We start from the raw sequence: 25,184 nt of genomic DNA, 5'->3' as shown, positions 1-25,184 counted from the left end.
CTCGATGCCGACCACTACCTTGCTGACGATTCAGCAGATTTACGATGAAAACCGCGAATTGCTGGAGCTTGGCTGGTTTGCGGGTTTTGCCGGTGGCGAGCGGCTCATTTCGGGAGATGCCGCCTCCGCTGCCGACCAGGTCGGTCATCTGAACCTGATCCACCCCGGCCGTATCCAGATCTTCGGGCACCAGGAAACAGAGTATTACCAGCGCCTGTCGCCCGAATCGCGGCGCTACCAGACCTCGGAGCTGGTCGCCGGTGAACCGCCGGCTTTCATCATCGCGCAAGGACTCAACGCGCCCCCTGAAATCATGGAAGTCTGCGACGAGCGCAGCATCCCGTTATTCTCGACACCGCTGGCAGCAGCGCAAGTCATCGACTACCTGCGCGTCTATCTATCCAAAAAGCTGGCACAGCACATCACGATGCATGGCGTGTTCATGGACGTGCTGGGCGTCGGGGTGCTCATTACCGGTGAATCCGGCCTCGGCAAAAGCGAACTGGGACTGGAACTGATTTCACGCAGCCACGGACTGGTGGCGGATGACGCGGTCGAGTTTGCCCGCATCGCGCCGAACATGATCGAAGGCCGCTGCCCTACCCTGCTACAAAATCTGCTGGAAGTGCGCGGCCTCGGCCTGCTCGACATCAAGACCATTTTTGGCGAAACCGCCGTGCGCCGCAAGATGCGCCTGAAACTCATCGTGCACCTGGTCCGGCGCAGCACGCTGGAAGAGAACTACGAGCGACTGCCGTTGAACGCCCAGCACGAAGAAGTACTCGGACTGCCTATCCGTAAGGTAGTCATTCCAGTCGAGGCGGGTCGCAATCTGGCCGTATTGCTGGAAGCTGCGGTACGCAATACCATCCTGCAATTGCGCGGAATCGATACCCTCCGGGAATTCATGGTGCGGCAACAGCGGGCGATGGATGGCGACAACGACTGAGTCTTGCGCGCGCCTCACACTCAGAATAGCGCTCGCGTCACAGGCAACATTTGCTGGATAGCATGCTGAATCAGGTCATCGAGTCCGCTGCTCGCGGGTGTGTGGGTTGCCACGCCAATGCCGACGCTAAGCCGGATCGACAGGTTCTTGACATGAATGGTTTGTCCTTGCAGATACTGTGACAACTGGCCCGCCAGCACACCAGCCTGAGCGGCATCGCATCCCGGCAGCACATAGACAAACTCCACCCCGGTCCAGCGACCGGCCTGAACCGGGGGAGCCATCCGCGCGCCTACCATGCCGGCGAACGCTGCCAGGATGGCATCGGCATCAAACCAGCCGTACACATCGTTGAGCTTGTCAAACCCCTCGACCCGGCACAGCAGCACGGACAAGGGTGCACCGGTGCGGACCGCATGGCCGATTGCGCCGGTCAGCACGGCGACGGTTTTGCGGCGGTTCATCAACCCGGTCAGCACATCGGTCTCGGTTTGCTGCGTCAGCAACTGCGATAGGTGCGCCTGCTTCCAGATCATCTCGGCAACATGGCTGAATGCCTGGAACGGCACCAGTCCGAGCCGCGAAAAATAATCGATATCGGCTGCATAGAAAACCATCAAACCAGCGACGCCATTGCGCCCGGAGCGCAGCGGAATCGCCAGCGCGCAATGCGCAGTGCAGCTATCCATGTTGTTGCGCCAGGGGGCAAATAGCGATGGGAAATCGCTGGGTGCGGCGACATTTTCGAGCGCCGCCTGCGAATAGGGCACGATGCTGTCGAAGCAGGCCGATGGCAGACTCCAGTCATCGCAGTCGCTGGCATATTCACCCTCGATCGCCAGCGGTGGCACGGTCGCGGCAAGCTCTTCGCGCATGCCAATCCAGATAAAACGCAAGTCACCGGTGGCATCCACAATCGTGCGGCAGAGCTGTCCGGCACTCGATGGCAGGTGATTCAGGAGTGGCAACTCGGCCAGTATCTGATGCAGCGCACCGCTGAGGCTGACACGCTCGGCATCAGTGCGCCGGGGACGCGATGCGATACGGGTCGTGGCAAGCAAGGTGGTCAGCATGGTGGAACGGGAAAACGGATTGAATTTCATCACGTGTCGCTCAGGCAATATATCGCTCGAAAATCAGGCAGTGTCGCCATCGAGAGTAACACGCCCTACTGGCTGATTTCATCGAGCGCGGCCTGGTCAAGATGCGCGATGTTGCCCCATTGCAGCACCGTTAATGTCTTGCCATCCCAATGAAACCGGTTGATGCCGGTATTCATGATGTCAAAATCCCGCTCGCTATCGAGGCCGACGCCGCGCGCGGCCCGGTAGACGCAGTCCAGCACGCCGCCATGGGTCACGATGGCGATCTTCTGGCCGTCGTAGCGTTGCGCAATGGCGATCACGTTCTCCACTGCCCTTGCCGAAAACTCACGCAGCGTTTCGGCGATCTGCTGGCCCGGCGGGAACCGGGCATCGATCTCGCGTGCCATCCAGGAGGCGTGTGCCTGCGGAAAATGGTCAACGATTTCGTCGTAGCGCAAGCCTTCAAATGCGCCGTAGCAGCGCTCGCGCAAAGTGGCGTCGGTCAGCACCGTCAGACCGCGCGGTAGCGCCAATGCCTGCGCCGTATGCACGGCCCGCTGCAAGTCGCTGGCAATCACCGCATCGATAAGCTCGTTGCGCAATGTCTGCGCCAGCGCCGCCGCTTGTTGCCGGCCACGGTCGTTGAGGCCGATATCAAGAAAGCCTTGCAAGCGGCGCTCGGCATTCCAGTCGGTTTCGCCATGGCGGATCAGCAGCAGTTCGGTCATCGTGGCGTTATTCCTGCAAGGTCGGGTTGAGCGTATAGATCGCCACTATGCTGGCTTCATCAAGGATATGCGGCGCGATGGCGGTCAGCACCTGCTGGCCGGTGAACGTGCCTTCCAGTGGCAGTTGTGCGATATCGAGCGCATACAGCGTAAAGACATAGCGGTGGATTTCGGAATCGTTCCACGGCGGGCACGGACCGTCATAGCCAAAATACTCGCCAGCCATCGCCGGATCGTCGGCAAACCAGCCGGTATAGTCATTGAGACCGTGACGTGCGCTGCCAAAGACGGCATCAACGATAGGCGGCCCGAACTTGCCGCCCGAGGTCACGCCATCGCTGAAATGCCCGGCCGGCATCGAATGAATACCGGTCGGTATGTCGACCATCACCCAATGGAAAAAATCAACACGCGGCAAATCCGGCGGCACGGTCCGGCCTTCCTGGTTCACGTCATCAGGCTTCGAGGGGACATCGGGATCGACGCAGATCAGGACCAGCGACTGCGCAGCCGGCGGCAATTCGTTCCATGCCAGATGCGGACTGCGGTTTGCCGACAGCGTGACATGGGTGTCCGGGTCCACCGTACACAAGGCAAATTCACCCGGAATGTAACCACCGTCTCTGAAAGAATTGCTCCACAATTTCATCGCAGTCTCCTGAAGTCCATGGGGTTGGTGCTTGCAGTGTAGCTGACTAAACCGCAATTTCCACCGGGCGGGACTGCAGCCAGAACGTGACCGGGCCATCGTTGGTCAGCGACACTTCCATGTGCGCGCCAAATACGCCGGCGGCCACCGCATCATGCAACTGACGGGCCTGCGCCAGGAAGTAGTCGAACAAGCGCCGCGCGTCTTCCGGCGCTGCCGCCGGCGTGAACGAAGGCCGCGATCCCGAGCGGGTATCTGCCGCGAGCGTGAATTGCGGCACCAGCAACAAGGCCCCGCTTACATCAACCACACTGCGGTTCATCTTGCCCTCCGCATCCCCGAATACCCGGTAGCCGCGCAGCTTGGTCAGCAGCAGATCGGCTTCGCGCTTGCTGTCGCCGCGTTCGGCGCAAACGAGCACCAGCAGACCCGCGCCGATGGCACCGACTTCGTGCCCGTCGACCACCACTTTGGCGCGCGTCACACGCTGGATCAGGCCGATCATCAGGACAAGGTGACGCGCGCGAACTTGCGCTTGCCGACCTGCAGCACGAAGGTGCCGGCCTCTACCTTGAGCGCCTTATCGCTGATGGCTTCGCCATCAATGCGCACACCATTTTGCTCGACCATGCGCAAGGCTTCGGACGTCGACGCACACAAGTTAGCTTGCTTGAGCAATTGCCCGATACCCAGCGGTGCGCCGCCCAGCTGCACCTCGGGAATATCATCCGGAATGCCGCCGCGTGCACGGTTATCAAAGTCCGCCAGGGCATCGACACCAGCCTGCTGAGTATGAAAGCGCGTGACGATTTCCTGTGCCAGCGCGACCTTGATGTCACGCGGATTGCGCCCGCCCTCGACGTCGGTTTTGAATTGCGCCAGTTCGGCCAGGGATCGCGCCGACAGTAGCTCGTAATAGCGCCACATCATCGTGTCGGAGATGCTCATTACCTTGGCGAACATGCTATTGGCCGGCTCGGTAATGCTGATGTAGTTGCCCTTGGACTTGGACATCTTCTCGACGCCATCCAGCCCTTCGAGCAGCGGCATCGTCAGAATGCACTGCGGTTCCTGGCCCCAATCCTTTTGTAATTCACGCCCGACCAGAAGATTGAATTTCTGATCGGTACCGCCAAGTTCCAGGTCGGCATGCAGCGCCACCGAATCGTAACCTTGCATCAGCGGGTACAACAGTTCATGGACCGAAATCGGCGTGCCAGCCTTGAAGCGTTTGGTGAAATCTTCGCGCTCGAGGATACGGGCAACCGTGTATTTGGACGACAGCTGGATCATCCCGCGCGCCCCGAGCGGATCGCACCATTCGGAGTTGTAGCGGATTTCAGTCCGCTCGGCGTCCAGCACCAGGCTGGCTTGCGCAAAATACGTTTTGGCGTTGTCTTCGATCTGCTCTTTGGTCAGTGCCGGACGGGTAATGTTTCGCCCGGACGGATCGCCAATCATCGATGTGAAATCACCGATCAGGAAAATCACCGTATGACCGAGATCCTGCAACTGACGCATCTTGTTGAGCACCACCGTGTGTCCCAGATGCAGGTCCGGCGCGGTCGGATCGAGTCCGAGCTTGATCCGTAGCGGCTTGCCGGTCAGCTCCGAGCGCGCCAGTTTCTGCGCAAATTCGGACTCGATCAGTAATTCATCGACACCACGCTTGGTGATGGCCAATGCATGCTGTACGCTCTCCGTCAACTCCAGCGTAGGCTGCTTGGAAGAAACTGTTGTAAATGATTTATCTATTTTTGATTTTTGGTCGGAATTCATTGATCTGGAGCGGTAAATTGAGGCAGAAATCCAAATCTGGTTTGGTATAATCCAGACTTCTTTCAACCATTGCAACGACTCACTACAAAAGCAAAAAGAAGAAAGAAGTGAATCGAGACGGCAAATTCTAACTTATTGCATGTTCAATTCAGACAAATTCAATCGCGTACGCAGTAGTACCCGCCATTTCCTTGGATCATCCCGCAAGACACGCATCATCTCCGCCTCGGCGCTGTTCCTGGCCATCTGTGCGTTCGGTGCTGCCGCGGTAGCGCCTATGGCACCTGATGCGTCCAACCTGACGATCAGGTCGATCGTCCAGGAAATGGATCTGCCGGATATCGCTGACCAGATCGCCTCACTCGAACAATCCCCTCAACTCTATATTCACGAAGAAAAAATTCGGTACGGCGATACCCTCGCCAGCGTCCTGATGCGCCTCGGCGTTGATGATGATGAGGCCGAATCCTTCATCAAATCCGATCCCGTTGCCCGTAATGTGCTGCAACTCAAATCGGGCAAGCGTATTCAGGCCCAAACCACCGAAGATGGTCAACTGCAATGGCTGAGCATGCTCACCGACAGCCGCGATGACACCACGAAAAACCTCACGGTCAGCCGCGATGGTGACGGTTTCAAAGCCTACGAAGCACCCGCAAAACTTGAACGACGCGTAGAGATGCATGCCGGAAAAATCCAGTCGTCCCTCTTTGCCGCGACCGATGCGGCACAAATTCCAGATAGCGTGGCGCGCCAGATTGTCGACATGTTTGCCACGGATATCGACTTTGCCTCGGACCTGCAGCGCGGCGACCGCTTCGACGTCGTGTATGAAACTTTCTGGCAGAACGGTGAATTCGTCCGTGGCGGCCGCATTCTTGCCGGTGAATTTCAGAACGGCAACAAGAACTACCAATCCATCTGGTTCGACGATGAAACTCCACGCCTGGGCGGCGGCTATTACAACTTCGACGGCAAATCGCTGAAAAAAGCATTCTTGAAATCCCCCCTGAAATTCTCACGAATTTCATCGGTTTTCTCGATGCGTAAGCACCCGATATCCGGCAACTGGAAACAACATACCGGTGTTGATTTTGCTGCCGCGACCGGCACGCCGATACGCGCAGCCGCCGATGGTGTCGTGGACATGGTGGCGACACAAAATGGCTATGGCAACATCGTCGTGCTCAAACACTGGTCGAACATCACGACGGCTTACGCACACATGAGTCGGTTTGCTGCCGGCTTACGCAAAGGTGAAAAAGTCAGCCAGGGCGATGTCATCGGCTATGTCGGTTCGACCGGCTGGGCAACGGGACCCCATTTACACTACGAATTCCGCGTAGCCTCCAAAGCGCGCGATCCGATGTCGGTCGATATTCCCAACGTACAAGCCTTGAATGGCACGGAATTGAAGCGCTTCCGCACTGTCGCTGGCGACATGACACACCGTTTCGTGCTGCTGCGTCAGGAAGAAAACGCCGCGAAACTGGCGCTCAAGTAAGCAACACAATGTCTCTGTTTATCGGCCTCATGTCCGGCACCAGCCTAGATGGTGCCGACGGCGTGCTCGCGATTATTGATGAACACGCCGGGTATTGCCAGGTCGATGTACTGGCCGCTGCGCATGTTGATTTTCCGGCTGACCTGCGCCACCTGCTGCTGACATTGCAGCATCCCGGCGCAGATGATTTGCACCATGAGGCGCTGGCGGCAAACCAGCTGGCGACGTGCTACGCAAGCTGCGTCAGCAAGCTGCTTACAAGCGCCGGCATCACGCCGGATCAGGTCACGGCGATCGGTGCCCATGGCCAGACTATCCGCCATCGCCCGGCACTCGGCTACACGCGCCAGACCAACAACGGCGCGCTGCTAGCAGAGCTGACCGGCATCAATGTGATCGTTGACTTTCGCAGTCGCGACATCGCTGCCGGTGGTCAGGGCGCGCCCCTGGTGCCGGCCTTTCATCAGCAGTTGTTCGCTGGCGACGGCTTGCGGGTCATCGCCAATATCGGTGGGATCAGCAACATCAGCATCTTGTCACCCCGTGGTCACCTCGACGCCACGACGACGGGCTTTGATACCGGTCCCGGCAACATGTTGCTTGATCTGTGGATCAACCGGCATCGGGGCGAGCCTTACGACAATGGCGGTGCCTGGGCGGCGACTGGTGCAGTCCATATGCCGCTGCTGACGGCCTTGCGTGGCGATCCATTTTTCCAGCTGGCGGGGCCAAAAAGCACTGGCCGCGATCTGTTTAATGCGCACTGGCTGGATGCGCATTTGGCGCGTTTCAGCGACCTCGACAATGCCGATGTACAGGCAACGCTGGTCGAACTCACTGCGACCACACTGATCGATGCGCTCATCGCCGTGGCACCCGATGTCGACGGTGTCTTTGTGTGCGGCGGTGGTGCTTGCAACGCGTTTCTGATGATGCGTTTGCAGGCCATGCTGGCGGCTCGCGGGAGTGCCGCGACCGTGCAATCGACGATGTCGATCGGCGTGCCGCCGGATCAGGTGGAGGCTCTAGCCTTTGCGTGGCTCGCCTTGCGTTTCATGGCAGGCACAACCGGCAACTTGCCAGCAGTAACCGGTGCGCAAGGCACCCGGATTTTGGGTGCCCTTTATCCAGCCTGAGAACCGCTCATCCAATAAAAAAGCGCAGAGCAATCTGCGCTTTTTTTGAGACCTCCCGACGAATCAGGCCGAAAAGGACGAACCGCAACCACAGGTAGTGGTGGCATTCGGATTCTTGATGACGAATTGCGCGCCTTCAAGATCATCCTTGTAGTCGATTTCGGCACCGACCAGATACTGGTAGCTCATCGAATCGATCAGCAACTGGACGCCGTTCTTCGTCATCGTCGTATCGTCTTCATTGGCGATTTCGTCGAACGTAAAACCGTACTGGAAACCCGAGCAACCACCGCCCTGAACGAATACACGCAATTTCAGGTCGGGATTACCTTCTTCTTCGATCAGTTGCGCGACTTTCATCGCCGCACTATCACTAAACAGAATCGGTGCTGGCATTTCGGTAACTGCATTCATTTCATGACTCCCACTGGACTAATATTTCACATTATAGACGGCCACACCAGATCATGTGCCGGAAGACGCCAACTTTGGCAGTGCCAGTTTCAATACCGGCTCGCCGACCAGGTCATGGGTCAGCTTGCCGGACACCACGGCACCCCCGTGCATCTCCAGCGCTTTGTAATACACGTCGCCAGTTATGCGGGCTTTCGGCTGCAGTTCAAGTAGCTCGGCAGAAAACACCTGCCCGACAATTTCGCCGTTGACTACCAGGTGGGCCACCCGGACGTCACCCTCGATTTTCGCCTGCTCCGAAATCACCAGCATGCTGGTTTCGCCCGGATTGGCAATGACGCTGCCCTTGACATGACCATCGATGCGCAAGCCGCCCTTAAAATGCACGTCGCCAACAATGGAGGTGGAAATGCCAATCAAGCTGTCGATGGTACTTTTGGATTTGCGACCGAACATGGGAGCTACCTTTACAAGTTTGCCGACGCCTGGGTTCGCATCTGGCCTTTTTCATAGATCCGTGCTTGCACCGATCTCGCCGACATGCCGTCGGGTAGTGTGAGCACGCCTTCAACACGCTGATAGTGCCGAAATGCGAGCTTGAACTGCGCAGCATCAGTAGAATTTGCTAAGGGGAAAAGTATGACCGTACTGCGTCCTGCTTGCAATGTCGTAACGGCAAGCTGGAGTGAGCCAATGAAATCACTTTTCCCTCGTGCCCCTTGCATCAGCAGCAAACGATACCGCACCTGATTCTGACCAACCATGTCTACCGTAAGGCGACGGATGGACACTTCCGGACCACCTGTGCCGGATGGCAGCAAGCTTTCAAAAAAAGCCAGGTCTTCCTTGAGCCGCGCATTTTCAGTTTCCAGTACCTTGACCTGAGCGACCAGCTGCGTCTGCGCACTACGCTCGATCATCAACTGGCTTTCCGACGCGTTGACCGTGCTTGAATAACGATCCCGCTCGGCCGACAACCTGTCGAGTTCCTGCTGATAGGCTGGTGCGTTTTGCTGTGCGGGCTGACCGCTCCCGGTGAACTGCCTTCCAAGATCATAGATCCACAAAGCCGCAGCACCACCGAGTGCGATCGTACAGACCATGAACAGCATTTTCAGTGGCCATGGAAAATGGCTTTTTATGGTCATGCGAGGGGCGGAAATCGACAATCGCCGCAACCACAACTTGATCCTCATGACAGCAAAAAGGCCAGTGACATCAAGGCATGACCGGCACGTGTGTCAGACCCATCGTTTCGTCAAGTCCGAACAGGATGTTCATGCACTGCACGCCCTGTCCGGCAGCGCCCTTGACGAGATTATCTTCCACCACAAGGATCACGAGCAGGTCACCACCACCGGGCCGATGAACGGCGATACGCAGCATGTTGGAGGCACGCACTGAACGGGTCTCAGGATGACTTCCGGCAGGCATCACGTCGACAAATCGCTCGCCCTTGAAATGCTGTTCGTACAGCGCCTGAAAATCTGTACCACGCGCTTCCGGCAATATCTGCGCATACAAGGTTGAATGAATACCACGAATCATTGGTACCAGATGCGGCACGAACGTCAGCCCGACGGGCCGGCCCGAGATCGCTTGCAGACCTTGAACGGTCTCCGGCAAGTGACGATGTCCCTTGACGCCATAAGCCTTGAAATTATCACTGGCTTCGGCCATCAACGCCCCGATCTCGGCTTTGCGACCCGCGCCGGAGACGCCCGATTTACAGTCGGCGATCAAGCCCGATTCATTCACCAGCGGGGTCACGCCAGCCAGCAAAGGGGCATAGCCGAGCTGCATCGATGTTGGATAACAACCCGGCAATCCGATCAGTCGCGCATGCCGTATTGCCTCACGATTGACTTCGGGTAAGCCGTAGACGGCTTCCGCCAATAGTTCCGGACAGGAATGTGGCATGCCGTACCACTGCTCAAATGTCGCCGTATCCTGCAAACGAAAATCAGCGGCCAAGTCGATGACCTTGACACCAGCCTCCAGCAGCGCGGGTGCCTGGTGCATGGCTACGCCGTGTGGCGTTGCGAAGAACACTACATCGCATTCGTCGAGACGGGCTTTTTCAGGAGACGAAAACGCCAGCGCAACGTGACCGCGCAGCGAAGGGAACATATCGGCTACCGGCAAACCATCCTCTTTGCGCGAGGTGATTGCGACTAACTCAACCTCCGGATGTACCGCCAGCAAACGTAGCAGTTCAACGCCGGTATATCCCGTGCCGCCGACGATTCCAACTTTGATCATTTCTTTCCCCTTACTGGTTATGCCGAATTCTAACAGCAGCCGAAATACGCCCGGCACAGGCGAAAAAAAACCGCCAGACGAATCCGGCGGTTCTGGCAATACTGAAGACGCGATTAACGCTTCGAGAACTGCTTTGCGCGACGTGCTTTACGCAGGCCGACTTTTTTACGCTCGACTTCACGTGCATCGCGAGTAACAAAACCAGCCTTGGCCAGCTCTGGCTTCAGGGTGGCATCGTAGTCGATCAATGCGCGAGTGATACCGTGACGAACTGCACCAGCTTGGCCGGATTCGCCGCCGCCGTTGACGTTAATCATGATGTCAAAGGTGGTGACGTTGTTGGTCAGTTCGAGTGGCTGGCGAATCACCATCAGACCGGTTTCGCGCGAGAAATATTCATTCGCTGGCTTGCCGTTGACGACGATCTGACCGCTGCCGGTTTTGATGAAGACGCGAGCGACTGCACTCTTGCGACGGCCGGTCCCGTAGTTGTAGATACCGATCATGTCAGTTCCTTAGAGTTCAAGTACTTTGGGTTGCTGCGCGGAATGCGGATGTGTTGCCTCTGCATAGACCTTGAGCTTCGTGATCATCGCGTAGCCCAACGGGCCTTTAGGCAGCATGCCTTTGACCGCTTTTTCAAGCGCGCGACCTGGAAAACGCTGTTGCATCTTCAGGAAGTTGGTCTCGTAGATACCGCCTGGATAACCACTGTGGCGATAGTACGTACGCTCGGTAGCCTTGCTACCGGTAACACGCAACTTGCCTGCATTGATGACGATAATGAAATCACCCGTATCAACGTGCGGGGTGAATTCGGGTTTATGTTTGCCGCGCAATCGGAGTGCCACTTCGCTGGCAACACGTCCGAGGATTTTGTCCGTCGCGTCAATCACAAACCATTCACGCTTGACCTCATGGCCTTTAGCGGAAAAAGTTTTCATGATGACTTCCTAACTAGATTGATTCGCTCAAAGATAGGTGGTTCCACGCGCTGATTTGCGCAGACTCTGCCTTGTTATCTCTTCCTGAGCGTACAGAAGAACGCGAGAGTGTACCCGTAGTGCGGGCTTCGGGTCAATTTAAAACGCAGTGACCAGAGACAACGACTGCACCAGTCGTTAAACTACGTCCGTTAATGAACCTTCTTACCGAATCAATGGAGAACTCGCACATGGAATGCACCGTACGCTGGACCGGCTTGTCCGGAATGACTTTTCTTGCAGAAACCGGCTCTGGCCACGTGGTTGCCATGGACGGCGCGCCCGACGGGGGCGGCCGGAATCTGGCACCGCGTCCAATGGAGATCGTGCTACTCGGCACCGGCGGCTGTACCGCCTACGACGTCGTCCTTATTTTGCGCAAAAGCGGGCAGGAAATCCGCAATTGCGAAGTCAAACTGACCTCGGAGCGCGCAGAAAAAGACCCGAAGGTTTTTACCAAAATCCATTTCCATTTCATCGTCACCGGGATTGACCTGAAACCCAATCTGGTCGAGCGCGCCATCAAACTGTCACACGACAAATACTGTTCCGCATCGATCATGCTTGAAAAATCAGCCGTCATCACGCATAGCATCGAAATTCTCGAACAGGCCTGAAACCTATAAGTAATAGGCGGTACGCGTCATGACTTTGCTGATGACACCCATCAGGAGGCGCGCGGGTTTAGGCAACTCGCTCGCACCCAACTCCTGAGCAGCAGCGCCGTGAGCGATTTCATCGTCGCGCATTTGCAGCACGATGGCACGCGACATAGTGTCGGTCGCAGGGAGCGTGTCGAGATGATGCGTCAGATGTGCTTCAACCTGGCGTTCGGTCTCGACCACGAATCCGAGGCTTCGTGCATCTCCGGCCCGCGCAGCAGCAATCCCGAGCAAGTACGATCCTGCAAACCAAATCGGATTGAGAACGCTGGTGCGCGAACCCAACTGGGCAATACGCTCGGCAGTCCACGCAAGATGGTCTTCTTCCTCGCGCGCCGCGAGAGCAAATTGCCGGGTCAGGTCAGCACTGCGGGCAAACTGTCCTTGAGACTGATACAACGCTTGCGCACACACCTCGCCAACATGGTTGACGCGCATCAGACCAGCACTGTGCCGCCTGTCCTGATCACTCATCACCGCCTCTTCAATCGTCACTGCGGGACTTGCCCGCGCTGCGACAGCCACTCCGGCAATGATGCGCAATGCCTTATCAAAACCGGCAATCCAGTTATCCGTACGACCACTCATGATTTCCCCCATTTGCCAATATAAAAATACCGTGTTGTGAGTCCGCAACATCAATGCTGACTTATTGCCTTGCACACCAACTTTTCTTTGCTCTGGTGGCTGATATTTGTTGAAATGCTTCCCAGCTTCTCGTCTCGCCGAAGAGAAACGGCAAAGCTGAATTGCGATGCCGTTGAGCCGTTGAATTTAAAACAATAATGTTTTTTCTAAAAACTCCTGGAGATTATCAATGAAAAAATCACTACTCGCACTTGCAGTCCTGAGCGCCATCGCTGGTTCAGCTACAGCACAAAGTTCAGTCACGATGTACGGCATCATGGACGCTGGCGTAGTACACGAAAGCGGCAATCCATCGGGTTCAGTTACCAAACTGACGAGCGGCGTCACCGCCGGCTCACGCCTCGGTTTCCGCGGCGTTGAAGATTTGGGCGGCGGCGTTGCTGCCGTGTTCTTGCTCGAGACTGGCATCACCATCGATACCGGCGGCAATGCTCAAGGCGCATCGACCGCGAATCCAGCCGGTACCGTTTTCGCCCGCCAGAACTTTGTCGGCTTGAAAAGCAATAACGGTACGCTGACCATGGGTCGCCAATACAATCCTTACTTTAAAACAGTTGCTGCAGTTGATCCATTCGGCGCAGGCGGCGAAGGTAACTCCGGTAACCTGGTGGCATTTACAGGCTCGAACGGCCGCAGCAACAACAGCATTCTGTACGTCAGCCCATCGTTTTCGGGTTTCAGCGGTGAACTGCTGTACGGATTCGGTGAAGTCGCGGGTGACACCAAACTGGGTCGCGTAATCAACGGAGCCGTCCAGTATGCCAATGGCCCCCTGATGATACGTGCAGCAATGCAGCGCCAAAATGCCGCACCAGCATCCGCGTTACCAGCGGCTTATGTTGCTGCCCAATCAGCTGCAGTAACCAAGAACGCCATCATTGCCGCCTCCTACAACTTCGACGTGGTCAAGCTGTCGGCGCTGTACGCGACCGTCAAGGGACCAAGCTTCACCAGCGCAACGCCTGGCTCGGTTCTGGTTGGTTTCAATGCTGCTGCCGGCATGCCGTACAACCGGACTTTCGTTCCACCTGCAAGCGCCGACACACGTGACTTCTTGCTCGGCGCGACGATCCCGTTTGGCGTCAGCAATGTCCAACTGTCGTACATCGACCGCAAAGACAAAACCGCATCGGCGCAAGATGCCAAGCAAATGGCAATCGGCTATGAGTACAACGTGTCCAAGCGGACTGCTTTGTACGCCCAGTTCTCACATATCAAGAACGACAACGGCGCGGCATACACCGTCGGCAACGCTGGTGACATCACCGCAGGTTCGGGTGACAAAGGCTACGCAGTCGGCGTTCGCCACACATTCTGATTCCCCTTGGTCACAACAGTGGCCAATGGACTTCAGCAAAAAAAAGCACCTTCGGGTGCTTTTTTCATGTCCACAAATAACTTGTCACCGGATCCGGCCGGGCCTGAATACCGACGAATCGGCATAGAAGTCCGCATCTTGTGCCGCCGACCAGCCGGGGATACCCATTAACGGTAACGGCGCGTAATCGCGATTTCGCAAGGCTGCGGTGAGCTGACCGGCAATCACGCCATCGACATGCGCCATGCGGGCGGCTTCCGGACGGTCAAAATAATCCCCATCTACTTCGACCAGCCAGGCATGTGCAGTGATTCCCTTGTAAGGAGCAACCAGTTTTTCCATCAGCGCATGGCCGAACAAATAGACCTCGCAAGTACGTCCAAAGTCATTGCGTCTGTCAATAAAGACCGAGCGCCAGTCATGTACACGCAGTGCGGCAAACAGGCTCGGGTTACTCGACACCAGCAGCGCAGAGCTTTCATCAAAGATTGTCAGCGCGTCGCGCAATTGACCGCGATGCGCAGCGGTGACTCCACCGGATTCGACTTCCTGGCGCGTGATGTCAGCCGCCTGCAACGCATTGAGTTTTGACTTAATCCGTGGAAAAGCCAGCCAGACTTGCGCATTGAAAAAATCGTGCAGATTATTGCGGGTAGGTACCTGTCCGGTGGCACCAATGAAGGCCTCGTAGCCTAGGCCTGGCGGGAGATCGGACTGCGGCACAAAACGAATTGGCAAGCCCATGTGATTGCGCATGCCGCTGTCCTGCGCAAGCTCGTCAATAGCGCAGCGCCAGTTTGCAAGCGGCAGGCAAAGGGGCTCTCCACGAGCGCGCAGAGGTGCCAGCCAGGGTTGATTCCAGTCGATACCAGACCTGAAATCAAGTGCCCCGGCACCAGTGGTCATTCCATCTTCCAGGGCAGACTCTCTCCGGCATTCAGGGGCACCACGGTGGTATTACCAACCGCCAGTTCATCGGGCATCGACCATGCCTTGCGCTGCAGCGTGATGGTCCCGGCGTTGCGAGGCAACTGATAAAAGTCCGGCCCGTTGAAGCTGGCAAATTGTTCCAGCTGATCGAGTGCGCCCGCACTGTCAAATGCCTGCGTGTACAACTCCATCGCATGCAATGCGGTGTAGCAACCGGCGCAACCACAGGCGTGCTCTTTCAGGCCTTTCGGATGTGGTGCCGAATCGGTTCCGAGAAAAAATCGTGGATTGCCTGACGTCGCCGCCTTGAGCAGCGCCAATCGATGCTGCTCACGCTTGAGCACGGGTAGGCAATAGTAATGTGGCCGGATCCCGCCCTTGAAAATCTCGTTCCGGTTGTACAGCAAATGATGTGCGGTAATCGTTGCCGCGATCGGTCCGGCGGACTCCGACACGTACGCTGCCGCTTCGCTGGTGGTGATGTGTTCAAAGACAATCTTCAGCGCCGGCATGGCCGCGCGCAGCGGCATCAGCACACGATCGATGAAGACGGCTTCGCGGTCGAAAAGATCGATTGCCGGATCAGTGACTTCGCCGTGCAGCAGCAGCGGCAAGCCGACTTCCTGCATGACTTCCAGCGTTTTATAGCATTTGGTCAGGTCACTCACGCCGGCGTCAGAATTGGTGGTGGCTCCGGCCGGATAAAGCTTGATGCCATGGACGATCCCACTCTCCACGGCGCGACGGATTTCATCAGGCGCAGTGTTGTCAGTCAGGTAGAGCGTCATCAACGGCTCGAACGTCATCCCGACAGGCAACGCGGCCACGATGCGCTCGCGATAGGCCACAGCCTGGCTGGTCAGGGTTACTGGCGGCTTCAGATTGGGCATCACGATGGCACGGCCAAATTGTCGTGCCGTGTGCGGCAGCACGCTGGCCATCATCGCGCCGTCGCGCAAGTGCAGGTGCCAGTCATCGGGGCGGGTAATGGTGATTGTTTGGGGCGTGGAATGGGACATGCTGGCTCTCGTGAAGGACGTCCCGCATTTTACCGAAAAAAACCGCATCCCCGGCGCGGCGGATGCGGTTATCGTGCAGCTCAATACAACGCGGAGAACCGGTCAGTGAATGATCTTCGCCAGGAAATCCCGCGCTCGGTCGGAACGCTGGGTGGTGAAAAATTCATCCTTGGTGCAATCTTCGACGATCAGGCCGCTGTCCATGAAAATGACACGATTGGCGACTTTCTTGGCAAAACCCATTTCGTGCGTTACCACCATCATTGTCATGCCCTCGTTGGCCAGTCCGACCATCACGTCCAACACTTCGTTGATCATCTCGGGATCCAGTGCCGAGGTCGGCTCATCGAACAACATCGCAATCGGATCCATCGACAGCGCACGGGCAATCGCTACCCGCTGTTGCTGCCCCCCGGATAACTGCCCCGGAAACTTGTCCTGTTGTGCAATCAGACCGACCCGATCAAGGTATTTCAAGCCCTTGTCGGTGGCCTCCTCGACGCTACGACCCAATACCTTGATCTGCCCGATCGTCAGATTCTCGCGGATCGACAGGTGCGGGAACAGCTCGAAGTTCTGGAACACCATACCGATGCGGGCGCGCAGTTTCGACAAGTTAGTTTTCGGATCACCAACTGACACTCCGTCGACGAAAATTTCGCCTTTCTGGAATGGCTCGAGGCCGTTGACGGTCTTGATCAGCGTCGACTTGCCGGACCCCGACGGGCCACACACCACCACCACATCGCCCTTGGCAACCTTCGTGGTGCAATCGGTGAGGACCTGGAATTTGCCGTACCACTTGCTGACATCTTTGAGTTCAATCATGTATTTCTCCTGATTCCATTAATTTTTTAATCGTCGTGCATGCCGGGTGGAAGGGACGTCACCGGATAATGGCAACCCGTTTCTGCAACTGCTTGACCAGCAGCGACAAGCCGAAGCACATCACGAAGTACACGACTGCGACGAACAGGTACATTTCGATCAAGCGTCCGTCGCGTTGGGCGATTTTCGAGGCTGCACCCACAAAGTCGGTGATCGACAACACGTACACCAGCGAGACATCCTGGAACAGCACGATAGTCTGCGTCAGCAACAACGGGATCATGTTGCGAAAGGCTTGGGGCAAAACGATATTACTCATGGTTTGCCAGTAGTTCATGCCCAGCGCGCGGCCGGCGGACACCTGACCACGCGGGATTGACTGAATACCAGCGCGCATGATTTCGCAGTAGTAGGCCGCTTCAAACAAAATGAAGGTAATCAGCGACGATGAAAAAGCACCGACCTGAATTGGCGTCGGTGATCCGATGAGCCAGGCACCGATGTAAGGCACCAGAAAGTAGAACCAGAAAATCACCAGGATCAGCGGCATTGAGCGGATCAGGTTGACATAACTGGTGGCTGGCAAGGAGAGTGCCTTGTACTTGGACAAACGCATCATCGCCAGCAGCGTACCCAGCACGATCCCGCCGGCCATGGCCATCGCTGTCAGCTTCAAGGTGAACACCATTCCCGTCTGGAACAGATAAACCCAGGACCGCTCAATGACGTTAAAGTCGAAATTCGCAAACATGGTCAGTGCCCTCCCGATCCGGCGACAATGAAGCCGGGTACGGCGACTTTCTTTTCAAGTAAGCCCATCAGGTTGACAACGATAATATTGACTACGATGTAAATAATCGTCACCGCTGTGAATGCCTCAAATACCTGAAACGAAAATTCGGACATCGACCGTGCCCGTGCAGTCAATTCCATCAGGCCGATGGTCAGTGCGACGGAACTGTTCTTGATGATATTGAGAAATTCGCTGGTCAGCGGCGGCAGAACAATCCGGAACGCCATCGGCAACAGCACATGGCGGTAAGTCTGCGGCAGCGTCAGTCCGAGTGCGGTACCGGCGAGAGTTTGTCCGCGTGGCAAGGCCTGGATACCAGCAGAAACCTGCACGGCCACACGCGATGAAGTAAAAAATCCGAGGCAGATCACGGCGGTAATGAACGGTGCATTCGGCATCGACTTAAGCCAGGCACCCGTCGATGCCGGGACCAGCTCCGGCATCACGAAGTACCAGAGAAACATCTGTACCAGCAGCGGAATATTGCGAAACAACTCGACGTACGCGTTGGCCAGGCGAACCGCCCAGCGATTGGGCATCGTGCGTATCGTGCCGACGATGGCACCAATGGCAAGTGCCATGATCCAGGCGGTCAGTGCCGTCGCCAGCGTCCAGACCAATCCGGACAGCAGGGTATCCATGTAGGTGCCCACGCCATCCGGGGACGGCGCCCAGAATATCTGCCAGTTCCAGTTGTAATTCATCGTGGCCTCTTTGCTATGTTGTCTTGAGTACGGTACTCGCCCTGGCAATGCCGGGGACGTATTCGTCAGGTGAAAAATCCGCTACCCGCATTATGCGGTGAAGCATGTAAATTCCATAAAATAAAGCGGGAGGCGTTACGCCCCCCGCACTGTCGATCGTGTTGCGAAAACTGATTATTTCTTGGCTGATACTTTTTGTGCTTCTGGCACGGACGCGTACGCTGCAGGGTCACCTGAGTCGGTAGGCTTGGCAATCACGGCCTTCAATTGCTCGCTCATCGGGATGTTCAGGTTGATACCTTTAGGAGGGATTGGTGACTGGAACCACTTGGCATAAATGCGGTTAATGTCGCCCGACTTGAACAGGTTCGTGACCGCAGTATCGACCGACTTCTTGAAAGCAGGATCTTCGCGACGCAGCATGATGCCGTATGGCTCGGTTGACAGCGCTTCGGTCGTGATGCTGTAGTCGGCAGGCGACTTCGAGCTGGCGGCCAGCGAGGCAAGCAGGATGTCATCCATGCCGAACGCCACGGCACGACCCGTTTCCACCATCAGGAATGCTTCTGCGTGATCCTTGGCGGTCATGACGTTCATGCCGAGGTTCTGCTCGCCATTGAGCGTGACGAACTGCTTCAGGTTGGATGTGCCCGATGTCGACACAATCGCCTTGCCTTTCATGTCGGCCAGCGTCTTGATGCCGGCAGATTTTTTGGCCAGCAGGCGGTTGGCGGTAACGAAAGTGGTCGGTGCAAATGCGACTTGCTTTTGACGCTCGAGGTTGTTGGTCGTTGACCCGCATTCGAGATCAACCGTACCGTTGGCCATCAATGGAATGCGTGTCGCCGACGTAACCGGATTCAGTTTTACATTCAGCGATGTCAAGCCGAGTTCTTTTTGAATCGACGTAACGATTTTCATGCAGATGTCGATCGAATAACCCTGATACGACTGCTTGTCATCGAGATATGAAAAAGGAATCGACGAATCACGGACGCCAAGCGTGATCTGGCCGCTATCTTTGATTTTTTTCAGTGTTCCTGTTTCTTGCGCTTGCGCCGCGGAGGCAATCAGACCCGAACCAATCAGAACCAACACCATTTTTGCTAATTTCATACAGTCTCCTGAGAGTAGAAAGCCATCGGCTTGATGCATCAACACCGATAGAGAAAAAAATCCCCCTATCGTGCATAAAAAAAATTTCCTGCTACAGGTTACCCACTTCATTCCATCACCCGTATTTCGGATAGTACGTAGTCGCTGATCTGTCAACGGATAGCCACGCGAACACGGCGGATTGAACTCGGACAACATCAACATACTCACCGGTACAGCAAAATCCGGGCCATGAACAGCCTGTCTGACCGCTGACTGATGAAACCGTCTGTGCCGAAATGAGTACGGACAAGCACCAATATCTCGTAATCCTGCACCGGAAAAACGGTATCAGACATCGCAGCAACGCATCCTAAAACACGGGTGCATTACCGCACCAATGCTTTGTCAGCATGATTTCATGCCGAAAAGACATACTTAAGAGTGGAACCAAGCTGCGACAAAAAACCATGCGTCACTCACTTCATGGCACAACTTTTTTCATGGAAAGCTTTCTGCCTGGTAGCTTCTGCGTTTTCATTTGCTGCTGAACCAGGTAGTCCCACAGCCGTCCGACCAGTGGTTTGCCGGGGCGTCCCACCGACGGTTTTTCGCGATACAGCCGGATCTCCATCTCGACTTGCCATTCCGGCTGGCCGCCATCAGCGCGCGCCAGTTGCTTTTGCCGGAGCTCGCGAGTGACCGACGACTCGGGCAGGAACACGACGCCACGCCCTTCCAACGCCATCATTTTCAGGCCTTCAGCCATGTCGGTTTCGTAGCATTTTTGCAGGTGTAACGGGTGCTTCGCGTCCGCCAGGATCAGCTCGACCATGCGTCCAAGATACGCATTGGTGGTGTATGACAAAAACGGCAGCGGTGCCAGTGCGCTTCCCGGCAACACGAAATCAGGGACTCCCGTGCGATCGCAGCGGGCGTAGGGGCAAAGCGACTCGGCACCCAGCACCAGCATGTCGTACCGGGCGGAATCGAGCTGTACCGGCTGGCGCGGATGGTGATAACACAACAGCAAATCGCAACCACCTTCCACCATGCTCATGACCGCATCATGGACATTGAGTGCCATCAGGCGGGTATTGATCGGGCCGAAATCCGCATCCAGTGCCGTCATCCATTTCGGCATGTAGGTCAGCGACAAGGTATGCGGCACCGCGAAGTCAACGGTGGTTTGTGCCGCCGGTCGCTTGCCGCGCAACAGCGCACGGGCATTGTTGATCTGCCCCAGCATTTCCATGGCCTGCTCATAGAAAATTTCACCGGCCGGCGTGAGCCGTGTCGGATACGAAGTTCGATCGATCAGATCAGCGCCCAGCCAGGCTTCAAGCGATTGGATGCGACGTGAAAACGCCGGTTGTGTCACGTGGCGCAATTGCGCGGAGCGACTGAAGCTGCGGGTCTCCGCCAGCGACAAAAAATCTTCTAGCCATTTAGTTTCCATCAGTCGATGTTAATCGGCTTCACGAAGACAGGCAAAGGCATTACGTCTGCACTGCCATGGCACGCGCATCGACGACGGGAGCGCCATCCTGATCCACTGCCACCTGCTGGCGTTGCCACATCTGGGCATACGCGCCATCGGCCGTCAGCAGCGTCGCATGGGTGCCACGCTCGATGATGCGGCCCTGGTCGAGCACCAGGATTTGCGCCGCATCGGCAATGGTCGAGAGCCGGTGTGCGATCACCAGCGTCGTCCGGTTGCGGGCGATGTCCTTGAGCTGGGTCTGGATCGCCTGCTCGGCCTTGGAGTCCAGCGCCGAGGTCGCTTCGTCAAAAATCAGCAAGGCGGGATTTTTCAGCAGCGCGCGGGCGATTGCGACACGCTGCTTTTCACCGCCGGACAATTTCAGACCGCGCTCGCCGACCATCGTCGCGTATCCATCCGGCAGCGACTCGATGAAATCATGGATGTACGCGGCCCGTGCCGCAGCAATCACGTCGTCTTTGCCCGCGCCCGTCCTGCCGTAGGCAATGTTGTATTCGATCGTGTCGTTGAACAGCACCGTGTCTTGCGGCACGATGCCGATCGCATGCCGTAGCGAGGCCTGCGTGACGTCACGCACATCCTGGCCATCGATCGTGATGGCACCGGCATTGACATCGTAAAAACGAAACAGCAGGCGCGCCAGCGTCGACTTGCCCGAGCCGCTGTGGCCGACGACGGCAGTCGTGGTTCCTGCTGCAATCGTGAAGTCGACATCGAACAGGATCTGGCGATTCGCTTCGTAACTGAAGTCGACTTGTGCAAAGCGCACCGAGGCCGCCGCCGTTACCAGCACGGAGGCATCGATCGCATCGGCGACCTCGCGGTTCTGGTCGAGCAACAGGAACAAGCGCTCCATGTCGGCCAGGCTCTGCTTGATCTCGCGATACAGCACACCCAGAAAACTCAACGGGATATACAACTGGATCATGAACGCGTTGACCAGGACCAGGTCACCGAGTGTCATCGTCTTGTCGATCACGCCTTGCGTGGCGCGCCACAGGATCAGCGTCACGGCAGTCGCAATGATCATCGACTGGCCGGTATTGAGCACCGATAGCGAGGTCTGCGACTTCACGGCCGCGCCTTCGTAGCGTTGCAAGCCTTCATCGTAACGACGGGCTTCGTAATCTTCGTTACCGAAATATTTGACGGTTTCAAAATTAATCAGCGAGTCGACCGCCTTGGTGCTGGCCTTCGAATCGAGCTCATTCATCGTGCGCCGGAAATGTGTGCGCCATTCAGTGACAGTGATCGTGAAGACGATGTAGACCACCAGCGCCACCGCCGTGATGACAGAAAACCAAACATCGTAGTGCAACGCCAGATAGCCGATCACCAGCGTGATTTCAATGAGCGTCGGCAAGATGCTGAACAGCGTGTACGACACCAGCGATGAGATCCCGCGCGTACCGCGTTCGATGTCACGCGTCATGCCGCCGGTCTGCCGGTTCAAATGAAAGCGTAATGACAGCGAATGCAGATGACGGAATACTTTCAGGGCGATCGTGCGCACCGCGCGCTGCGTCACCTTGGCGAACACGAATTCGCGCAACTCGGTAAATAGCGTGGTCGACAAACGCAGTGCGCCGTAGGCCACCAGCAAACCCAGCGGCAGCACCAGCAAGGCTTGCGGATGCGACACCGTCACCGTCAATTGATCAACCAGATTCTTGAGCAGCAGCGGCACGCCGACGTTGGCCATCTTGGCACCGATCAGGCAGCCGAGCGCCACCAGCACCCGCCATTTGTAGGTCCACAGATAAGGAATCAGTGTCTTGATGGTGGCCCAGTCGTTGCGCGTTGCCTGGTTGGCAGCGGCGACCGGAGGAGCGACGGAGTAATTGCGCATGAGGAGATCAGATCAGAATGGTTTAAGCTGCGCAAATTGTAACGGGATAAAGGAAAACACCATGACGAAGACCAACGACAACGCATTGCCGGAAGGAAAAATGCCGGTACTGCGGATGCTGCCAATGCCAGCCGATGCCAACGTGTACGGCGACGTGTTTGGCGGCTGGATCATGTCGCAAGTCGACATCGCCGGTTCGCTGCCGGCCACGCGCCGCGCCAACGGCCGGGTCGCCACCATCGCGGTCAATTCATTCCTGTTCAAGAACCCGGTATTCGTCGGCGACCTGCTATCGTTCTATGCCGAGATCGTCAAGGTCGGCAACACCTCGATCACCGTCAATGTCGAAGTCTTCGCCGAACGCAACCGGCTGCAGGCCGAGACCGTCAAGGTCACCGAAGCCACACTGACCTATGTCGCCACCGGCCCCGATCGCAAGCCACGTCCACTACCACCACTGACCGAATAAAAAAACCGCCCCTGAAGGGCGGCTGGCACGACACCATCAAGGTGACCTGATCGGATCAGGCCACCTTTTTTTCGTCGCGCAATTCGCGTCGCAGGATCTTGCCGACATTGGTCTTCGGCAGGTCAGTACGAAACTCGATGTACTTGGGCTTCTTGTAGGCAGTGAAGTTTTCCTTGCAATACTCCATCAACTGCTCGACCGTCAACGTCGGGTCCTTGCGGACCACGTAGAGCTTGACCGCTTCGCCGGAATGCTCGTCGGGCACGCCGACGCAGGCAGATTCAAGGACGCCGGGATGCATCGCGAGAATGCCTTCGATTTCGTTCGGATACACATTGAAGCCCGAGACCAGGATCATGTCCTTCTTGCGGTCAACGATCTTGATGTAACCGCGCTCGTCCATGATGCCGATATCACCCGATTTGAAGAAGCCGTCAGCGGTCATCACTTTGGCGGTCTCGTCAGGATTATTCCAGTAACCGGCCATCACCTGCGGGCCGCGGATCGCGATTTCACCCGGTTGGCCGAGTGGCACGACGACGCCATTGTCATCAAGAATAACGATATCGGTCGACGGCACCGGCAAGCCGATGGTACCGGTGAATGTGGCCGAATCCGAGGGATTACAGGTCGCCACCGGTGCAGTTTCGGACAAGCCGTAACCCTCAACAATCGGGCAACCGGTCAGCTTGAACCACTTGTCGGCCACCGCTTTCTGCACCGCCATGCCGCCGCCATTGCAGACCTTCAGCATCGAAAAATCGACCGTCGCAAATTCAGGGTTGTTCAGCAAGCCGTTGTAGAGCGTATTGACTGCCGGCAGCATGTTGATCTTGAACTTGCCCAGCGTCTTGACGAAACCCGGCATGTCGCGCGGATTCGGAATCAGGATGTTCATGCCACCGAGACGGGTGCCCATCAGGCAGCACGATGTCAGCGCAAAAATATGATAAAGCGGCAGCGCGCAGACGATGGTCAGCGCGGCGATCTTCGGCTCGCGGTTCAGTGCGGGCTGCGCCCAAGCTTCGCTTTGCAGCACATTGGCAATGACATTGCGGTGGTTAAGCGTAGCGCCTTTCGAGACGCCGGTCGTACCGCCCGTGTACTGCAGGAACGCGACATCATCATGACCCAGTTCGACCGGCTTGAGCGCAATGGCGGCCCCTTCGGCCACAGCCTGCTTGAACGAAATCGCATTTGGCAGGGAAAACGCCGGCACCATTTTTTTGACATTGCGGACCACGAAATTGACGATGGTCCCTTTCATCATCCCGAGCAGGTCGCCCATACTGGCCACGACGACATGCTTGACACGGGTCTTCGGCAGTACCTGCTCGAGCGTGGTCGCAAAGTTTTCGAGGATGATGATGGCTTCGGCACCGGAGTCATTGAGCTGGTGTTCCAGTTCGCGCGGCGTGTACAGCGGATTGACGTTGACCACCGTGAAACCGGCCCGCAGGATGGCCGCAATCGCCACCGGATACTGCAGCACGTTGGGCATCATGATGGCGACGCGCGCGCCTTTTTTCAGTCCCTTCGACTGCAACCATGCACCGAGTTTTTTCGACATCGCATCAAGCTCGGCATACGTCAGGAACTTGTCCATGCAAACGTAGGCATTGCGGTCGGCATATTTCTGAAACGCTTCTTCAAGCAAGTGAACCAGTGAGCGATATTGCGTGTAGTCGATTTCTGCAGGAACGCCTTGCGGGTATGACTTGAGCCAAATCTTGTCCATGTATCACCTCTGTCTCTGATTGTTATGGTGCGATTCCCGACAACAAATAGGAACGCTCGTTCTATTAATCGTCGATGCTATCGGGCAGTACTCCAAGGCGCAAGCGTTTTACGTACTATCTGAGCAACCCTTCTACAG

General features: G+C 56.6%; 27 protein-coding genes. 6 read left to right on the top strand and 21 right to left on the bottom strand.

Annotated elements, in window-relative coordinates; all coding sequences use genetic code 11:
• Positions 1-4 precede the first annotated feature (4 nt).
• The gene (gene hprK / locus RHM62_RS04050) at positions 5-949 is read left to right on the top strand and encodes an HPr(Ser) kinase/phosphatase (protein WP_322124286.1); all 945 of its coding nucleotides are present in this window, start codon (positions 5-7) and stop codon (positions 947-949) included.
• Between the two features lie 20 nt (positions 950-969).
• Here the strand turns inward: hprK and RHM62_RS04045 are convergent, their stop codons facing one another.
• The 5 genes from RHM62_RS04045 to tyrS form a co-directional block, all read right to left on the bottom strand.
• Positions 970-2,052, bottom strand: coding sequence for a GGDEF domain-containing protein (locus RHM62_RS04045; RefSeq protein ID WP_322125313.1), 1,083 nt, complete (start codon positions 2,050-2,052; stop codon positions 970-972).
• Positions 2,053-2,117: 65 nt separating this feature from the next.
• Positions 2,118-2,762 carry a histidine phosphatase family protein gene (locus RHM62_RS04040; RefSeq protein ID WP_322124285.1) on the bottom strand — a complete coding sequence of 215 codons (645 nt, stop codon included), beginning with the start codon at positions 2,760-2,762 and terminating at the stop codon, positions 2,118-2,120.
• A 7-nt stretch (positions 2,763-2,769) separates the two neighbouring features.
• Positions 2,770-3,411 (bottom strand): YbhB/YbcL family Raf kinase inhibitor-like protein, encoded by a 642-nt coding sequence (locus RHM62_RS04035; RefSeq protein WP_322124284.1) that lies wholly within the window; start codon positions 3,409-3,411, stop codon positions 2,770-2,772.
• 46 nt (positions 3,412-3,457) lie between these two features.
• Positions 3,458-3,916: a D-aminoacyl-tRNA deacylase gene (gene dtd, locus RHM62_RS04030; protein ID WP_322124283.1), complete on the bottom strand. Its 459-nt coding sequence runs from the start codon at positions 3,914-3,916 to the stop codon at positions 3,458-3,460.
• A complete protein-coding gene (gene tyrS, locus RHM62_RS04025) occupies positions 3,916-5,190 on the bottom strand; it encodes a tyrosine--tRNA ligase (protein WP_322124282.1) in 1,275 nt (424 codons plus the stop codon). Before tyrS ends, dtd begins: the two co-directional genes overlap by 1 nt.
• A gap of 139 nt (positions 5,191-5,329) precedes the next feature.
• Between tyrS and RHM62_RS04020 the strand changes: the two genes are divergently transcribed.
• Together RHM62_RS04020 and RHM62_RS04015 are read left to right on the top strand one after the other, a co-directional pair.
• Entirely contained in the window at positions 5,330-6,694 is a 1,365-nt protein-coding gene (locus RHM62_RS04020) for a M23 family metallopeptidase (RefSeq protein WP_322124281.1), read from the top strand.
• A gap of 8 nt (positions 6,695-6,702) precedes the next feature.
• Positions 6,703-7,830: an anhydro-N-acetylmuramic acid kinase gene (locus RHM62_RS04015; protein WP_322124280.1), complete on the top strand. Its 1,128-nt coding sequence runs from the start codon at positions 6,703-6,705 to the stop codon at positions 7,828-7,830.
• Positions 7,831-7,893: 63 nt separating this feature from the next.
• Here RHM62_RS04015 and erpA read toward each other — a convergent pair whose 3' ends face one another.
• The 6 genes from erpA to rplM form a co-directional block, all read right to left on the bottom strand.
• The gene (gene erpA, locus RHM62_RS04010; RefSeq protein ID WP_009666893.1) at positions 7,894-8,244 is read right to left on the bottom strand and encodes an iron-sulfur cluster insertion protein ErpA; all 351 of its coding nucleotides are present in this window, start codon (positions 8,242-8,244) and stop codon (positions 7,894-7,896) included.
• Positions 8,245-8,295: 51 nt separating this feature from the next.
• Positions 8,296-8,700 carry a polymer-forming cytoskeletal protein gene (locus tag RHM62_RS04005; RefSeq protein ID WP_322124279.1) on the bottom strand — a complete coding sequence of 135 codons (405 nt, stop codon included), beginning with the start codon at positions 8,698-8,700 and terminating at the stop codon, positions 8,296-8,298.
• An 11-nt stretch (positions 8,701-8,711) separates the two neighbouring features.
• Positions 8,712-9,392 carry a DUF6776 family protein gene (locus RHM62_RS04000; protein ID WP_322124278.1) on the bottom strand — a complete coding sequence of 227 codons (681 nt, stop codon included), beginning with the start codon at positions 9,390-9,392 and terminating at the stop codon, positions 8,712-8,714.
• A gap of 70 nt (positions 9,393-9,462) precedes the next feature.
• Complete coding sequence (gene argC / locus RHM62_RS03995; RefSeq protein ID WP_322124277.1) at positions 9,463-10,506, bottom strand: N-acetyl-gamma-glutamyl-phosphate reductase; 1,044 nt, start codon at positions 10,504-10,506, stop codon at positions 9,463-9,465.
• 113 nt (positions 10,507-10,619) lie between these two features.
• Positions 10,620-11,012 (bottom strand): 30S ribosomal protein S9, encoded by a 393-nt coding sequence (rpsI, locus tag RHM62_RS03990; RefSeq protein ID WP_009666889.1) that lies wholly within the window; start codon positions 11,010-11,012, stop codon positions 10,620-10,622.
• 9 nt (positions 11,013-11,021) lie between these two features.
• On the bottom strand, positions 11,022-11,450 hold the full coding sequence (gene rplM / locus RHM62_RS03985; RefSeq protein ID WP_009666888.1) for a 50S ribosomal protein L13: 429 nt from the start codon (positions 11,448-11,450) through the stop codon (positions 11,022-11,024).
• Between the two features lie 230 nt (positions 11,451-11,680).
• Between rplM and RHM62_RS03980 the strand changes: the two genes are divergently transcribed.
• The gene (locus tag RHM62_RS03980; RefSeq protein WP_322124276.1) at positions 11,681-12,106 is read left to right on the top strand and encodes an OsmC family protein; all 426 of its coding nucleotides are present in this window, start codon (positions 11,681-11,683) and stop codon (positions 12,104-12,106) included.
• A 3-nt stretch (positions 12,107-12,109) separates the two neighbouring features.
• Here the strand turns inward: RHM62_RS03980 and coq7 are convergent, their stop codons facing one another.
• Entirely contained in the window at positions 12,110-12,739 is a 630-nt protein-coding gene (coq7, locus tag RHM62_RS03975) for a 2-polyprenyl-3-methyl-6-methoxy-1,4-benzoquinone monooxygenase (RefSeq protein WP_322125312.1), read from the bottom strand.
• A gap of 229 nt (positions 12,740-12,968) precedes the next feature.
• On the opposite strand from coq7, the gene RHM62_RS03970 reads away from it, so the two are divergent.
• The gene (locus RHM62_RS03970; RefSeq protein WP_322124275.1) at positions 12,969-14,117 is read left to right on the top strand and encodes a porin; all 1,149 of its coding nucleotides are present in this window, start codon (positions 12,969-12,971) and stop codon (positions 14,115-14,117) included.
• Positions 14,118-14,201: 84 nt separating this feature from the next.
• Here RHM62_RS03970 and RHM62_RS03965 read toward each other — a convergent pair whose 3' ends face one another.
• The 8 genes from RHM62_RS03965 to RHM62_RS03930 all read right to left on the bottom strand — a co-directional run bounded on the left by RHM62_RS03965 (position 14,202) and on the right by RHM62_RS03930 (position 22,839).
• Entirely contained in the window at positions 14,202-14,873 is a 672-nt protein-coding gene (locus RHM62_RS03965) for a DUF3025 domain-containing protein (RefSeq protein WP_322124274.1), read from the bottom strand.
• 146 nt (positions 14,874-15,019) lie between these two features.
• The gene (gene pyrC, locus RHM62_RS03960) at positions 15,020-16,066 is read right to left on the bottom strand and encodes a dihydroorotase (RefSeq protein ID WP_322124273.1); all 1,047 of its coding nucleotides are present in this window, start codon (positions 16,064-16,066) and stop codon (positions 15,020-15,022) included.
• Positions 16,067-16,168: 102 nt separating this feature from the next.
• Complete coding sequence (locus tag RHM62_RS03955) at positions 16,169-16,894, bottom strand: amino acid ABC transporter ATP-binding protein (protein ID WP_322124272.1); 726 nt, start codon at positions 16,892-16,894, stop codon at positions 16,169-16,171.
• A gap of 58 nt (positions 16,895-16,952) precedes the next feature.
• Entirely contained in the window at positions 16,953-17,645 is a 693-nt protein-coding gene (locus tag RHM62_RS03950) for an ABC transporter permease subunit (RefSeq protein WP_322124271.1), read from the bottom strand.
• 2 nt (positions 17,646-17,647) lie between these two features.
• Positions 17,648-18,391 carry an amino acid ABC transporter permease gene (locus RHM62_RS03945; protein WP_322124270.1) on the bottom strand — a complete coding sequence of 248 codons (744 nt, stop codon included), beginning with the start codon at positions 18,389-18,391 and terminating at the stop codon, positions 17,648-17,650.
• Between the two features lie 174 nt (positions 18,392-18,565).
• On the bottom strand, positions 18,566-19,507 hold the full coding sequence (locus RHM62_RS03940; RefSeq protein WP_322124269.1) for a transporter substrate-binding domain-containing protein: 942 nt from the start codon (positions 19,505-19,507) through the stop codon (positions 18,566-18,568).
• Positions 19,508-19,970: 463 nt separating this feature from the next.
• Positions 19,971-20,945, bottom strand: coding sequence for a LysR family transcriptional regulator (locus RHM62_RS03935; RefSeq protein ID WP_322124268.1), 975 nt, complete (start codon positions 20,943-20,945; stop codon positions 19,971-19,973).
• A 40-nt stretch (positions 20,946-20,985) separates the two neighbouring features.
• The gene (locus RHM62_RS03930) at positions 20,986-22,839 is read right to left on the bottom strand and encodes an ABC transporter ATP-binding protein/permease (RefSeq protein WP_322124267.1); all 1,854 of its coding nucleotides are present in this window, start codon (positions 22,837-22,839) and stop codon (positions 20,986-20,988) included.
• A 61-nt stretch (positions 22,840-22,900) separates the two neighbouring features.
• Between RHM62_RS03930 and RHM62_RS03925 the strand changes: the two genes are divergently transcribed.
• Positions 22,901-23,308, top strand: coding sequence for an acyl-CoA thioesterase (locus tag RHM62_RS03925; protein WP_322124266.1), 408 nt, complete (start codon positions 22,901-22,903; stop codon positions 23,306-23,308).
• A gap of 55 nt (positions 23,309-23,363) precedes the next feature.
• Here the strand turns inward: RHM62_RS03925 and RHM62_RS03920 are convergent, their stop codons facing one another.
• Positions 23,364-25,046, bottom strand: coding sequence for a long-chain fatty acid--CoA ligase (locus RHM62_RS03920; protein ID WP_322124265.1), 1,683 nt, complete (start codon positions 25,044-25,046; stop codon positions 23,364-23,366).
• Positions 25,047-25,184 lie beyond the last annotated feature (138 nt).

It is taken from the genome of Actimicrobium sp. CCC2.4 (genome assembly GCF_034347385.1).
In the GTDB taxonomy this organism is placed as follows: domain Bacteria; phylum Pseudomonadota; class Gammaproteobacteria; order Burkholderiales; family Burkholderiaceae_D; genus Actimicrobium.
The sequence above is the reverse complement of the archived record's forward strand: the minus strand, read 5'-3'. Positions and strand labels throughout refer to the sequence as shown.

Coding starts and splice junctions, on each gene's coding strand:
- hprK (WP_322124286.1), top strand. CDS start 5: ATGCCGACCACTACCTTGCTGACGATTCAGCAGATTTACGATGAAAAC.
- RHM62_RS04045 (WP_322125313.1), bottom strand. CDS start 2,052: ATGAAATTCAATCCGTTTTCCCGTTCCACCATGCTGACCACCTTGCTT.
- RHM62_RS04040 (WP_322124285.1), bottom strand. CDS start 2,762: ATGACCGAACTGCTGCTGATCCGCCATGGCGAAACCGACTGGAATGCC.
- RHM62_RS04035 (WP_322124284.1), bottom strand. CDS start 3,411: ATGAAATTGTGGAGCAATTCTTTCAGAGACGGTGGTTACATTCCGGGT.
- dtd (WP_322124283.1), bottom strand. CDS start 3,916: ATGATCGGCCTGATCCAGCGTGTGACGCGCGCCAAAGTGGTGGTCGAC.
- tyrS (WP_322124282.1), bottom strand. CDS start 5,190: ATGAATTCCGACCAAAAATCAAAAATAGATAAATCATTTACAACAGTT.
- RHM62_RS04020 (WP_322124281.1), top strand. CDS start 5,330: ATGTTCAATTCAGACAAATTCAATCGCGTACGCAGTAGTACCCGCCAT.
- RHM62_RS04015 (WP_322124280.1), top strand. CDS start 6,703: ATGTCTCTGTTTATCGGCCTCATGTCCGGCACCAGCCTAGATGGTGCC.
- erpA (WP_009666893.1), bottom strand. CDS start 8,244: ATGAATGCAGTTACCGAAATGCCAGCACCGATTCTGTTTAGTGATAGT.
- RHM62_RS04005 (WP_322124279.1), bottom strand. CDS start 8,700: ATGTTCGGTCGCAAATCCAAAAGTACCATCGACAGCTTGATTGGCATT.
- RHM62_RS04000 (WP_322124278.1), bottom strand. CDS start 9,392: ATGACCATAAAAAGCCATTTTCCATGGCCACTGAAAATGCTGTTCATG.
- argC (WP_322124277.1), bottom strand. CDS start 10,506: ATGATCAAAGTTGGAATCGTCGGCGGCACGGGATATACCGGCGTTGAA.
- rpsI (WP_009666889.1), bottom strand. CDS start 11,012: ATGATCGGTATCTACAACTACGGGACCGGCCGTCGCAAGAGTGCAGTC.
- rplM (WP_009666888.1), bottom strand. CDS start 11,450: ATGAAAACTTTTTCCGCTAAAGGCCATGAGGTCAAGCGTGAATGGTTT.
- RHM62_RS03980 (WP_322124276.1), top strand. CDS start 11,681: ATGGAATGCACCGTACGCTGGACCGGCTTGTCCGGAATGACTTTTCTT.
- coq7 (WP_322125312.1), bottom strand. CDS start 12,739: ATGAGTGGTCGTACGGATAACTGGATTGCCGGTTTTGATAAGGCATTG.
- RHM62_RS03970 (WP_322124275.1), top strand. CDS start 12,969: ATGAAAAAATCACTACTCGCACTTGCAGTCCTGAGCGCCATCGCTGGT.
- RHM62_RS03965 (WP_322124274.1), bottom strand. CDS start 14,873: ATGCGCAATCACATGGGCTTGCCAATTCGTTTTGTGCCGCAGTCCGAT.
- pyrC (WP_322124273.1), bottom strand. CDS start 16,066: ATGTCCCATTCCACGCCCCAAACAATCACCATTACCCGCCCCGATGAC.
- RHM62_RS03955 (WP_322124272.1), bottom strand. CDS start 16,894: ATGATTGAACTCAAAGATGTCAGCAAGTGGTACGGCAAATTCCAGGTC.
- RHM62_RS03950 (WP_322124271.1), bottom strand. CDS start 17,645: ATGTTTGCGAATTTCGACTTTAACGTCATTGAGCGGTCCTGGGTTTAT.
- RHM62_RS03945 (WP_322124270.1), bottom strand. CDS start 18,391: ATGAATTACAACTGGAACTGGCAGATATTCTGGGCGCCGTCCCCGGAT.
- RHM62_RS03940 (WP_322124269.1), bottom strand. CDS start 19,507: ATGAAATTAGCAAAAATGGTGTTGGTTCTGATTGGTTCGGGTCTGATT.
- RHM62_RS03935 (WP_322124268.1), bottom strand. CDS start 20,945: ATGGAAACTAAATGGCTAGAAGATTTTTTGTCGCTGGCGGAGACCCGC.
- RHM62_RS03930 (WP_322124267.1), bottom strand. CDS start 22,839: ATGCGCAATTACTCCGTCGCTCCTCCGGTCGCCGCTGCCAACCAGGCA.
- RHM62_RS03925 (WP_322124266.1), top strand. CDS start 22,901: ATGACGAAGACCAACGACAACGCATTGCCGGAAGGAAAAATGCCGGTA.
- RHM62_RS03920 (WP_322124265.1), bottom strand. CDS start 25,046: ATGGACAAGATTTGGCTCAAGTCATACCCGCAAGGCGTTCCTGCAGAA.